The 12,383-nt window shown below is 41.9% G+C and carries 11 protein-coding genes; 7 read left to right on the plus strand and 4 right to left on the minus strand.

Annotated features, from left to right (window positions below; genetic code table 11):
• Window positions 1–134: 134 nt before the first annotated feature.
• Complete coding sequence (locus DZ860_RS15510; RefSeq protein WP_120032990.1) at window positions 135–1,727, minus strand: acyl CoA:acetate/3-ketoacid CoA transferase; 1,593 nt, start codon at window positions 1,725–1,727, stop codon at window positions 135–137.
• Between the two features lie 362 nt (window positions 1,728–2,089).
• Between DZ860_RS15510 and DZ860_RS15515 the strand changes: the two genes are divergently transcribed.
• Entirely contained in the window at window positions 2,090–2,350 is a 261-nt protein-coding gene (locus DZ860_RS15515; protein WP_120032993.1) for a DNA polymerase III subunit epsilon, read from the plus strand.
• Window positions 2,351–2,542: 192 nt separating this feature from the next.
• Here the strand turns inward: DZ860_RS15515 and DZ860_RS15520 are convergent, their stop codons facing one another.
• Genes DZ860_RS15520 through DZ860_RS15530 form a run of 3 tightly spaced genes read right to left on the minus strand, consistent with a single transcriptional unit; the run spans window position 2,543 to window position 4,756 of the window.
• Window positions 2,543–3,238, minus strand: a complete 696-nt coding sequence (locus DZ860_RS15520; protein ID WP_120032996.1) for an RraA family protein — start codon at window positions 3,236–3,238, stop codon at window positions 2,543–2,545.
• Window positions 3,231–3,617 carry a RidA family protein gene (locus DZ860_RS15525; protein ID WP_120032999.1) on the minus strand — a complete coding sequence of 129 codons (387 nt, stop codon included), beginning with the start codon at window positions 3,615–3,617 and terminating at the stop codon, window positions 3,231–3,233. The genes DZ860_RS15520 and DZ860_RS15525 overlap by 8 nt, the downstream gene beginning before the upstream one ends.
• Window positions 3,614–4,756 carry a hypothetical protein gene (locus tag DZ860_RS15530; RefSeq protein WP_165862912.1) on the minus strand — a complete coding sequence of 381 codons (1,143 nt, stop codon included), beginning with the start codon at window positions 4,754–4,756 and terminating at the stop codon, window positions 3,614–3,616. Before DZ860_RS15530 ends, DZ860_RS15525 begins: the two co-directional genes overlap by 4 nt.
• A gap of 112 nt (window positions 4,757–4,868) precedes the next feature.
• On the opposite strand from DZ860_RS15530, the gene DZ860_RS15535 reads away from it, so the two are divergent.
• From DZ860_RS15535 to DZ860_RS15560, 6 genes are all read left to right on the plus strand, one after another.
• A complete protein-coding gene (locus DZ860_RS15535; RefSeq protein WP_165862913.1) occupies window positions 4,869–5,624 on the plus strand; it encodes an IclR family transcriptional regulator in 756 nt (251 codons plus the stop codon).
• Window positions 5,625–5,798: 174 nt separating this feature from the next.
• Complete coding sequence (locus DZ860_RS15540) at window positions 5,799–7,271, plus strand: sodium:solute symporter family protein (RefSeq protein WP_165862914.1); 1,473 nt, start codon at window positions 5,799–5,801, stop codon at window positions 7,269–7,271.
• 466 nt (window positions 7,272–7,737) lie between these two features.
• Window positions 7,738–8,478 (plus strand): sulfite exporter TauE/SafE family protein, encoded by a 741-nt coding sequence (locus tag DZ860_RS15545; protein WP_120033010.1) that lies wholly within the window; start codon window positions 7,738–7,740, stop codon window positions 8,476–8,478.
• A 40-nt stretch (window positions 8,479–8,518) separates the two neighbouring features.
• Window positions 8,519–9,538 carry a D-cysteine desulfhydrase family protein gene (locus DZ860_RS15550; protein ID WP_120033013.1) on the plus strand — a complete coding sequence of 340 codons (1,020 nt, stop codon included), beginning with the start codon at window positions 8,519–8,521 and terminating at the stop codon, window positions 9,536–9,538.
• A gap of 62 nt (window positions 9,539–9,600) precedes the next feature.
• Entirely contained in the window at window positions 9,601–11,043 is a 1,443-nt protein-coding gene (locus DZ860_RS15555; RefSeq protein WP_120033016.1) for a Na+/H+ antiporter NhaC family protein, read from the plus strand.
• A 354-nt stretch (window positions 11,044–11,397) separates the two neighbouring features.
• Entirely contained in the window at window positions 11,398–12,279 is an 882-nt protein-coding gene (locus DZ860_RS15560; protein WP_120033019.1) for a LysR substrate-binding domain-containing protein, read from the plus strand.
• Window positions 12,280–12,383: the final 104 nt, after the last annotated feature.

The raw sequence follows: 12,383 nt of genomic DNA on the forward strand, positions 1-12,383 counted from the left end.
GCGCTCTACTGGCATAGCAAAGCTTTTTCTTCCCTCCGACTAACCATGTGACTAACCATGCTATCGGAGGGAGTTTATTGATTATCTTGCTGACATTACGCGCTTATCCTCAGAAGAGTCGTGATAACTCTAGATTAAGCCGCGTTATCAATAACGGATTCTGTAGCATTTAAAGGCGACAGTGTTAAACCCATCGGAGCGTCGCAGAAAATACGTGCATCCATTAATGCCAAATTTGGGCTAATCACTGGTACGAAATCCATCTTCGCTAAGACATCTTTTTGCAAATCTACACCCGGTGCGATTTCAATCAGCTCTAAGGTTTGCTCCCCTAGCTTGAATACCGCTCGTTCGGTGATATACAGCACAGGCTTGTGATTACGACGGGCAACATCAGCGGAGAAAGTAATCTGCTGCACTTCACTAATCAGTTTGTTGATATGACCATCATTTACGATAGTGAGCTCACCGTTACCGGTTTCGACCTCCAACTTACCAGCCGTAAAAGTACCGCAGAAAAATACCTGTTTCGCGTTTTGCGTAATATTGATAAAGCCACCGCAACCCGCAATCTTAGTGCCAAACTTCGACACATTAAGGTTGCCGTGCTGATCGCACTCAGCAAGCCCTAAGAATGCTTGGTCAATACCACCACCATCATAAAAATCAAACATTTGGTCTTGAGTAATCACCGCCTCAGGAAATGCCGATGCACCGAAGCTAAGCCCACCCGCAGGTGTACCACCAATAGCACCCGGCTCAACCGTCGCAATCATTTGATCGGTAATACCCTCTTCATCCGTCACTTGAGCAATCACTTCTGGTACGCCAATACCATAATTCAAGATGGCACCTTGTTTGAGCTCCATAGCCGCTCGACGTGCGATGATTTTCTTCGCATCCAAACGACGCTCTTGTCCACTTTTTTGCTCTGCAACACCTCGACCGCAATAGGCTGGATTCATTTGCTCGGCAAATGTTTGCATGTGTGATTCGTCATCAGCCACAACAACTGCGTTAACGAATATTCCGGGAATACGAACTTGTTGTGGATCGAGCTCACCGGCTTTAACAAGACGTTTCACTTGCACAATGACTTTGCCACCCATGTTCGTCACTAACTGAGCCGCAGCCAGGTTTTCTAGGAACAAACATTCATCTTCCATGGTGATGTTGCCATTTTCATCTGCTGTAGTACCACGCAGCAGCGCGACATTGGGTTCTATACGCTTATAAAATAGAAACTCTTCACCCTCGATTTCAATGACTGAAACGCGATCAGCCGTGGTGACTTGGTTAATTTTTCCGCCGCCTAAACGTGGGTCAACAAAAGTACCTAGGCCAACATGAGAAAGTGTCCCCGGTTTACCGGCAGCTGAATCACGCAACAGCTGAGCAATAATGCCCTGTGGGAAGTTATAGCCTTGAATTTGGTTATCATTCGCCAGTTTTTGCAAACGAGGAATCAGCCCCCAATGACCACCATAAGCCAAGCTCACCATACCAGGATGCGCTAAATGGTTATTGGCTTTGTCGACGCCATCTCCTTGACCTGCGGTAAAATAAAGTTCAAGTTCATTTGGATAACCGGTGGCAACAAAACGTTCTCCAATCGCTTTTTCGATGGCTTCTGGTACGACTGCACCAATAAACCCACCTAAAATGACTTTGTCACCATTTTCAATCATCGCAGCCGCTTGCTGGGCTGATAACACTGTTGTTCTCATCAAATTCTTCCTTCTGGAAAATTATTGTTCCCGGCAGGCAGACTCACTACTCGGCTAATGTTAAAAGTGTATGTGGTTCGGATTAATGAAAAAATAGACAATAAAAGGAAAGATAATTGCGTAAATGGGACAATAAATAGCGTGCAGAATAATCCACTCATCAAGCTCATCACGAGATATCGCGTTACAGAAATTGACACCTTAACGCTCGCCACTAAATGAGAGCCGAAGTAGATAGAATGGGGGTTGCGGCGGCTTATGTGCTAAGATAGCCGTCATCAGCGATATGAATGTGCACCCAACTCATTTGTTTGACTGAGGGTCATGAACCCGAACACGATTAACTAATGAGGAATCTAGATATGAGTAAATTAACAGCTGAACAGCGTAAAGCTCGCGACGACGAACGTTTTTCACAACGTGTCAGTGAGCGTAGAGAGAAAGGCGAAGATGTTATTGCTTATGCTCTAACAACAAAAAAAGCCGTTAAATTTCTGACTAAATCAGAAAAACGCGCTCTGAATGAAAGAAAAGCCGCTTTACAAGAAGAGAAGAAAATCAAAGAACAACAAGAACTAGAACAAATTGAAGCTACGTTTATCAATCAAGATAGCGCGGAATAAAACAATACCTAGGTAACTTCAAGATACCCAAGTAGCCGAAATAACTTAAGTAACCTAGTGACTTTAAGAAACTAGAGATAACGACAAGTTATCCTACTTACGTTTGGGAATATGCTTGGGATAATACTTGGAAAGATACATAAGAATAACCTCTGCCTCATACGAGGCAGAGGTTTAATATCAATCATCGCTTTACATGATGCCAAATTTTTCAAACGCATCCACGGTAGACATACCGCCTTGAAGCGCTTCTAACACTTCATTTTCACCCAAGGCTTTTTCAAAAGCGCCTTGGAATACTTCGACTTCCACTTCACGAGGAATGACCAAAATACCGTCACGGTCGCCAAAGATAATATCGCCGTTGCGCACTAGCACACCATCGACTTCAATTGGCACACGCCAATCAATCACTTTGCCGCGAACACCTTGGTCTTGAGCATAACCACCAAAGGACGCAACCGGGAAATTCAATCGTTCAATTTCATTGGTATCACGATGGAAGCCATGTAATACCGCACCCGCAGCACCGCACTTCATCGCTCGAGTCGACATTAAACCGCCCCAAAGCGCATATCTATGTGAACTGCCAGAACAGATATAAACTTCGTTTTCCTGTAAGTCATCAAGGGCTTCAAACATCATACCAAAAGGCTTGTTGCTAATTTCAGTATGCCCTTGGTGCTCGCCAAAGAAATCCGCTTCTAGTACTGGCATTGCACGACCGATAATAACCATATCACTAGTGATCGGCTTTAAGCCTGGTGCAAGAAATTGATGATGGTAGCCAATTTTATCCAGAATATCGCCAACTAGAGCAACGAACAATTTCTCTTTTGCTAGTTGGAATAATTCATTGTCACTCGACCAAGTCACTAAATTATTCATCTTTAATCGCTCTCATAGTGATTTCGACTTTAAAATTATTCAGAAGTTGCACGCCCAAAGCGGTACGTGCTGGGTATGGCGCTGTAAAGTAATCTCGGTAAACAACGTTAAAGCGATCCCACTCAGACAAATCAGCAAGATAAACAGTTACTTCGACCACATTATCTAAAGTGCAATTCGCTTCTTTTAGCTGCTTAATACAATGTTCCATTGTGATGCGGGTTTGTTCTTCTATCGTATCCCCGATAGTGTTACCTTCCATATCTAGGGATGCTTGGCCAGAAAGAAAAACTAAGTTCGTCCCTTTAACTTCTAATACAGGACTGTAAGGCCCAGCAGTTTTATGCTGTGTCGCCGTTTTTGGCATCATTCGGATCATTTGTTACCTCGTTCGATAAGTTTTTCTATTTCTTTAAATTTATTAACCACGATGTAGATTTCATCTTCTTTTAACGTCATCGGATTAACGAATACTTGATTGTCGTGCTCTGAATTACACATCACCCTTGGATGGCCTTGCATCAACAATTTCAACACTTGCTCTGATGTCACATCTGATGGGAAACGTACTGATGCGCGTGCCATTGGTTGACCCGCTTCATTTGGGTAAGTGCGTTCAACTCGAAATAGCTCTGTTGTTGCCAATTCATCAGCAAGAATTCTAATCTGCTGTTCAGCCCATTGATCCCTTGCGTCATGATCCGTTTCTAACGCTTCTTTAAGCGCCCAGTACAACCCGACAATCTCTTCGCGACCGGTTTTCAACATTCGCCCATAACCGTAGTTTGGAAAGCCTGTCGTTTGAACGTATTGCAATAGATCTTGCTTACCAAGAACCAATCCACTCGCTTGCGGGCCTTTTAGATCTTTACCACCAGAAACCACAATCGCATCTGCTCCGTTATGGGTATAATCCCAAAGCGTACTGATTGGTGGAATTTGAGCTGCGCAATCAACAACAAGTGGAATACCATGTGCATTAGCTACTTTTGCAGTAGCTTCAAAAGATAAGCCACCCTTTGCAACCCAACCGCCTTGATCACCAGCGAAGAAGAAAATGGCTACAGTTTTTTCATTAATTGCCATTTCAAGGTCTTGCTCAGTAAGCGGCAAGATAATGTTCGGATAACCAATTTCCTTTACGGTTGCACCATATTGAGAAATGGCCTGGCCATAAGGGTTGCGATGCGCAGCGAAAATGATAATTTCACTGTCTGCGATTTCTTGCTTATCTAGGTAGTAAGCTGGTTTGCCTTTTTTCTTAGCAATTGCAGCACCAGTACAAAGATACAAACCTGACGCAGCACCATTACAGATGAAAGCGGCCTCGTTTTGAGTCATATCGGCAATTTTTTCATGCACGACACGTTGCAACTCTCGGATTTCAACATGTTGGCTAGCGGCTTCCGCTATTTTTTGTAGCGTCGTTTCACTCATTCGAGAGCCACCAATCACGGTGTAGGTTCCCGCCGCGTTCACGATGGGATTGATACCCAAGTGATCATAGATGTGTGACATAACTTCACCTTTCATATTTAAAACTAGATTTTATATTTGGAAACTTAAAAGTTATCGACATACATAGCAAGTGGCTTGTAATCTATTTATGATCAAAATCACGAGAATCTTTATGAACGAAACAGTCTATAAGTCAGAGGCGCTTGAAAAAGGGTTAGACATCATTGAGTTATTAGCTACCCATAGAGGTGGTCTGAACAAATCAGAAATTGCCAACAAGCTAGGAAAAACGACTTCTCAAGTCTTTCGTACCATCGCTGTATTGGAAAATAGACAGTACATCGCATCAGTGACTGGCCTCTATTTCCTAACACATAAGCTGAATCAGCTTATCGTGAGTGAATCTTCCATAACACGACTTGTTGAATCATCTCGTATGGCTATGGCTACCTTTTCAAGTGAAACGCAACAGCCTTGTCACCTAGCGGTATATAACAATGGTGCATTAGTGGTGGTTCACCAAATCGATCCACCGACACTAATCGGTGTGAACATTAGAATTGGCGCGGTTGTTGATATCGCGACATCAGGCTCAGGCCTATGTCTTATGGCCTTTTCCAATGAAGAAAATAGAGAACGAATTCACAATGAAGCCAACTTAAATTCACAGTTCTTTGAAGAAAATGCCAATGCAATTCAGCGCACGCAAGCCAGCGGCATTGTCTCTGAACCAAGTAAAGATATAGTGGCAGTGACTAACTTATCTTGTCCTATTTATGATGAAAATGATGAACTTCTTGCGATATTAACCAGCCCATTCTTAGAGTTGTATGAAAGCTCATGGCAGAACTCCCATATTGGACTGGACAAAATCAAATCCCAACTTAAAAACGCTGCAAAACAAGTTTCTTCTCGCCTCAAACTGTAGTTTCCCCCTCTCGATTTACCCAATGTAAGGCATGCTATAAGTGTGCCTTTCTTCAAATTCCCCTAACGCCCATTGAGAACTAGATCAAAATCTGGCCTTCTTTTACTTGTGAAACACACTTTCATATATGAATAATAGTTTTATCAATGAAAAACAAACTCAATGGAGCTCTCAATGGATAACAAAACTTTACTGCTGCTTTGCTTTGCAGCATACATAGTTTTAATGTTTGTGATCAGTCATATCACGGCAGGTAAAAACAAAAATAAAACAGGGGAAGATTTCAACTTAGCAGGCCGAAGCGTGCCTTTACTCCTCATTGTAGGTTCTGCGGTTGCAACACAAGTCGGTACTGGTTCAAGTATGGGTGCTACAGGTTTTGCCTATACCAACGGCTGGGCTGCAGTACTGTACGGTCTTGGTATGGCTATCGGTATTTCTCTTTGTGGTAAGTTATTCGCTCATACTCGTACATGGGAAGTGAACACCATGTCTGAAGAGATCGGTGTTTACTACGAGGGCAACAAATGGGTAATGAACCTTGTGACTATCGGTATGTACCTTGCTTCTGTAGGCTGGCTAGGTGCTCACATCGTCGGCGGTGGTATGTACTTAGCATGGCTAACAGAAATTGATGTCACCATGGCTCGATTGATCGTTGGTGTGATTGTTGCGCTGTTCGTTTTAAAAGATGGCTATGGTGGCGTAACTTGGATTGCTTCAGCACAAGCTGTGATTCTTTTCGTCGGTTTCGTTATTCTTGCTATCGCTTCATTTAATACCGTTGGTGGATTTGAAGGTTTGAAAGCAGCGGCACCAGAGGGCGCATACTCTTTCCTAGGTTTGGAGAAATTAAATCCTATTCACGCCATTTCAATTGTCTTTGCAGAAATTATGGCAATCCTTGCGGTTCCATCATTCCGTCAACGTATTTATTCATCTTCTGATGAAAATAGTCTGAAAAAAGGCTTCTACATCACGGGTGTTATCAGCTTAACTTTCTGCTTTATCCCACCAATTCTAGGGATGACAGCTTATGCTCATAACCCAAATTTAAGCCAAGTTAACTACGCATTCCCATACCTAGCAATGACGGTACTACCATTATGGCTTGGTGCTGTAGCTCTAATTTCTGGCCTAAGTGCAACCATGTCTTCAGCGGCAGGTGACGCAAGTGCTGCGATGAACATCATGGCAAATGACGTATACAAACTAGTTTATGGTCACGCACCAAGAGAAGATCGCGTAGTTTCACTCTCTAAAATCGCAGTATCCATTTCAATTCTTGCTGCTTTGATCGGTACGCTAACGGCTGAAGATATACTTAGCTACATTACTAGCATGGTCGGGCTATTGATTACTGGTCAAGCGATTGCTGGTGTCATGGGTCGACTATGGCCACGTGCTACTTGGCAAGGTGCGATTGCTGCGATTGCGGGCGGTGTGGTTGGTTCTCTTGTGTTCCAATATGTTCCTGCAATGAATGAGCTATTTGGCTACGCTGTTTTCCCATCAATGATCTTTGCAACGGCTGGCGGCATTATCGTTAGCTTAGTAACACCAGCGAAGACAATGTCTGAAGAAGACGCATTGAAAATGATTAAAGCGCAACGCAATTCTCAAGAATTGGAAAGCCAAACCGCTTAATTCCTCTTTAAAGGAGCACGTGTTAACACTGTATTTAGCCGTGCTCTCCCTCTATCTATACAACTAGAAACCAAGAATAGGCTTTTTCCTCTGTTCTTGGTTTTTTGCAATTTCTAGATTCAACGCCACTATCTGAATGACGAAGGAAGAGATCCCTTACTGCTCTCCCATTTACTCCTAGCTTTAAATACTGAGTACTCATCATTCAACTTATTACACAACTCAACGACCTCGTTACTTTATAGACCTCCATCACAGTTCCATCTATTAATTGTGTCTAACAAACAAGCCTTAAAAAATCAATTTCCCACTGTAACCCCTGTATTACCAATCATTCTCCCCATCATTTTCGCATTAAAATGATTTGCTATTACATTTTGTTATACTGAGCCTGATAATTGGCATTTGTTATTATGCTTGGCGTTATTAATAATAAGCAAAGTTAATAAGCAAACGGTGATTTTTTATGGACATGATGGCTTTATTTTTTATTACTTTTTTTGCAGCCACTCTTCAAGCAGCAACTGGATTTGGATTTGGAATAATTGCTGTAACAGCCTTTTTAATTATATTCCAGTCAACTTCAGCGGTACAAATAGTAATAATAATCACATTTGCTATGTCTATCGCTCACTGGTTTAAAATAAGATCAAACGTTCCAGTCGATTTAGTGAAAAAACTCATGATTGGCTGCGTTATTGGTTATCCAATCGGCAGCGCATTATTTTATATGGCAGATATCAACACATTAAAAATAGCGGTCGCAACATTAATATTATTGATGACAGCACAAAATGGTTTTGAGCGTTACCGCGCTAGAAATGCAGTAAGCCAACGCTTTTTACCAATGAATAAACGATACTGCGCAAGTGTTGGTACCTTGTCTGGAGCAATGGCAAGCGCAATGGCGATGCCAGGCCCAGTAGTCGTTGGGTACCTAACTCAGTGTGAACTGGATAAGAATGCGATTCGAGCTGCGGTTATTACCACATCAACCGTTTCATACGCCGTATCACTGGTTCTACAAATGTATTTATTCGGTGTTGAAGAACAAACATGGGAATATTCTCTTATGTTATTACCAGCTACTTTTGCAGGCTTATTCTTTGGCGAATACATTTCAAAATTTATCAATCCAAAACTATTTAAGAATATAACATTACTGGTACTGCTTATTAGTGGTGTAAATATTCTTGTAACTCTTTAAATAATAAATTATTAAACTTACCTTACACGGAACTTAAATTATGTTAACAGCAAAATACACAAAAGCCCAACTTGCACATTTACCTACACCACTTGAGCTAATGCCTAATTTAACTAAAAAATTTAAAGGCCCAAATATTTATATTAAACGTGATGACGCGACTGGTCTTGCATTTGGTGGTAATAAAGTTCGTCAACTTGAATATTATGTTGGTCGAGCAATGGACTTAAATGCTGATGCTTTATTAACGACAGGTGCCGTTCAATCGAACCACGTTCGCCAAACAGTTGCAGCAGCTCGTAAAATGGGCTGGCACGTTGAAGTTCAGCTTGAACACCGTGTTGACACCCACAGCAAAGAGTACCAAGAAAGCGGTAACCCTTATCTAAACCGCTTAATGGGTGCAAAAATCCATACTTACGATGTGGGTGAAGATGAACAAGGCGCAGACAAAGCAATGTATGACCGCGCCGCTCAATTGAAAGATGAAGGTTATAATCCTTTTGTTATTCCACTAAGTGCTACAGACCAAACACCTTGGGGTTCCTTAGGCTATGTAGAGTGTGTTGAAGAGCTTTATCTTCAATCTCAAGCAACTGGTTTAAAAATTGATGCCATTGTTCTTGGTTCAGGTTCTGCCAATACTCACGCTGGCGTGATGGCTGGTGTGATTGCATTAGGTCTTGATATTCCAGTCTATGGCTTCTGTGTTCGTCGTGATCAAGATGCACAAACAGAACGCGTAGAAGTAAAAACACGTAAAGTGTTGAAAATGCTTGATGTAGATGAAAATAAACTTAAGCCTGGCATGGTTAAATGTTCTGACTGGGTGTTGGCTCCGGGTTATGGTGTACCTAGTGCAAAAGTGGTTGAAGCTATCCATACCACAGCATTCGAAGAAGGCATTCTGCTTGACCCTACTTATACGGGTAAAGCGATGTGTGGCTTAATCGGTATGATTGAAAATGGAGAACTGACAGAGTCACAAAACGTTGTGTTTATTCATACAGGTGGTACCCCATCTTTGTTTGGTTACCCTGAATTAGTCGAAGGCAAATAGTCGCAGATTCAAACAACTAATGGGAAGTCTCTCGGCTTCCCCTTTAATTAAAGGATTAAAGTATGTCTGAACAAGCACAACAACCACAACAGCCAAAACTTGAGTTTTATGTCGGTCAAATTGGCGGAATCATACCTCTATTTTTAATGATCAGTATGATGCTACTTTTAACAGCTAATGGTATGGGTGGTCCTAAAGGTGCATGGGCACCAGGCTTTTTCGCCATCTTAGTAGGTTTAATTTTAGTAAAAAACAAAGGCGATTATTGTCGTTCAATTCTTGATGGTATCGCGAACAAAACCGGTGTAGTTGTTATCACTGCATGGATTTTTGCTGCCGTCTTAGGCGCACTCATGAAAGCCGGCGGCTTAGTTGATGGAATACTATGGTTTGGTCTATCAACGGGTATTCAAGGTAGTGCTTTCCTCGTTATCGTATTTGCTTCTAACGCTCTATTTGCATCAGGGACTGGTTCATCTAATGGTGCCAACTTAGCACTAGCCCCAATTTTATTCCCTGCAGCGGTTGCTCTGGGTGCGGATCCTGTATGGGCGGCACTAGCGCTACTTTCTGGAGCAGTATTTGGTGATAACGTTGCACCTATTTCAGATGTAACCATCGTAGGTTGTACTACACAAGGTGCAGATTTAGGCCAAACAGTAAAACAGCGTTTCCCTCTAGCAATGACGGCAGGCATCATCGCACTAACTGCACTGGTGGTATTTGGTGGTAGTGGTGAAAGCATCCAAGCAGCAAGCACTGTTGATTTAGATTCTCTAAAACCAACTAACTTGTTCATGCTACTTGCGGTTGCTGCAGTTGTGATTACGGCACTGAAAGGTCGCCACCTTATCGAAGCTCTAAGCTACGGTATCATCACAGCGATGGTTGTCGGTGTGGCATTAGGACAAATCAACATTTCTGATCTATTCCACATTCCAAGCGTTCGTGGCGAAAGTAACGGGATTATCGAATCCGCAATGGGTGGTGTAACTGGCGCAGTAATGTTTGTTCTCGTATTACTTGGCATTATCCGCATCTTTATGGACTCTGGTCTGATGGATACGATTTTGCAAATGATCGTGAGAAACTTAGGTAAGAGCAGAATCAAGAGTGAATTAACTATTTTCTTCTCAACCGCAGCTTCATCACTATTAGTTAGCTCTAACGCTCCATCACAGCTACTTGTTGGTCCTACGATTGTAAAACCAATTGGAGAGCAACAAGATATTACCCCTGAACGTCGCAGCAACCTTATGTCCGCAGCGGTATGTTCGATCTTCTATATGATGCCATGGTGTTTAGCGGTTATGGTTTGGTACTCTGCAATTGAAACAGCAGCAATCAACTCAAATATCCCAGTACCATCAGCAGCAATCAGCTTTATCGCCCCATACCCATGGGCACTGTTCTTGGTATTTATGTTCTCTATCTTTACTGGTTGGAAACGTGGTGACAAACCAGCTAAAGAAGAAACCAAAATTGTACAACCGACAGCTGCTTAATAGTTAAATACATTTATTGGTGATCATTCTAAAGATGATCACCATTTTCTAAAAATGAACCGAAGAGCGCACTCCCCTGTTCACAATTTTGAAACGGACAAAATCTAAAAAACCAACACTTCTCCCCACTTCAAAAACAACAAACCCACACCTTCTCAGCAAATGCAATAACTGCCATATAATCAATGCCTTATGCGACCCAATCTGTTTTGTGATTTTGTGATACTCCTACGATTTTACAGCATATTATTTCGTAATTTAGAACCTTGCTCTTAGTTATCATTTTGTCATTTACTTAAAATACGCCGATTGAAATCGCTTGGTTTTTTGAGGTGTCGTATCGCTAGCAATAAAATGATAAAAGTTCGTCAGGTTGAAGCATTTAAATATTTCATGATCACAGGATCAGTAACGAGTGCCGCCGAACTTCTTCACATCACTCAACCGGCCACTAGTCGACTATTATCCGATCTTGAATATCAACTAGGCTTTAGCTTATTTAATCGTACAAAGAATAAAATGACGCCCACTCCTGAGGCTCACATTTTCTTTCGAGAAGTTCAGAATCTATTTATTGGTTTAGATACCTTGATGAAAGTCGCTGACTCTATTTCTCGAAATAACACGGGTCGGCTAAGAATTGGTTTTTTACACGTCATGGAAGATTTAATCACAGATGTTGTGATTGATTTCTTAGCCCAGCACCCGAATGTAAGTCTTGAATTAGAACCTGGCGGACGTGCATCCTTAGAAGAGATGGTAAAATCCAGTAAGTTGGATATGGCGATCATTGCTGATCCTATCCTTGATGATCCCGGTCTTGAAATACAAACAATGGGTGTCCATGAAGCCAAAGTCGCCATGCACATCAATAACCCCCTAGCGAATAGAGAAAAACTCACCGCTCAAGATCTCGCCGATGAGCGTTTTATTGTGCTGGGATTTGGTAGCCCTTTTCGACGCAAAGTTGATCTTGCCTTTGAAAGAGCGCAAGTAAAACGCAATATCGCTCTAGAAGCTCGAACACAGCGTCACCTTTACAATTTAGTAAGACAAGGGATTGGCACCGCTATTATCGATGAGTTGGTTCACGTTGATAATGAAAATGTCGTACTTGTACCTTTTGAGCCAAAAGTTACGTGGAAGTACACCATCATTACCCTGAAAGCGAAACAAAACTCACGTCTAATTGATTCTTTTAATAGTTTGGTTTGTGAGAAATTTAACCAAGTCTAAACCAATCAGTATTTAGCAATTATTCGCTCCTCTCTATTAACATGATGGTGAAAATGGCCCACTTTCACCATCATCAACACATCCCATATTCCTTTCGTCTTAAT

This window comes from Vibrio sinensis, from assembly GCF_003605645.1.
GTDB lineage: Bacteria > Pseudomonadota > Gammaproteobacteria > Enterobacterales > Vibrionaceae > Vibrio > Vibrio sinensis.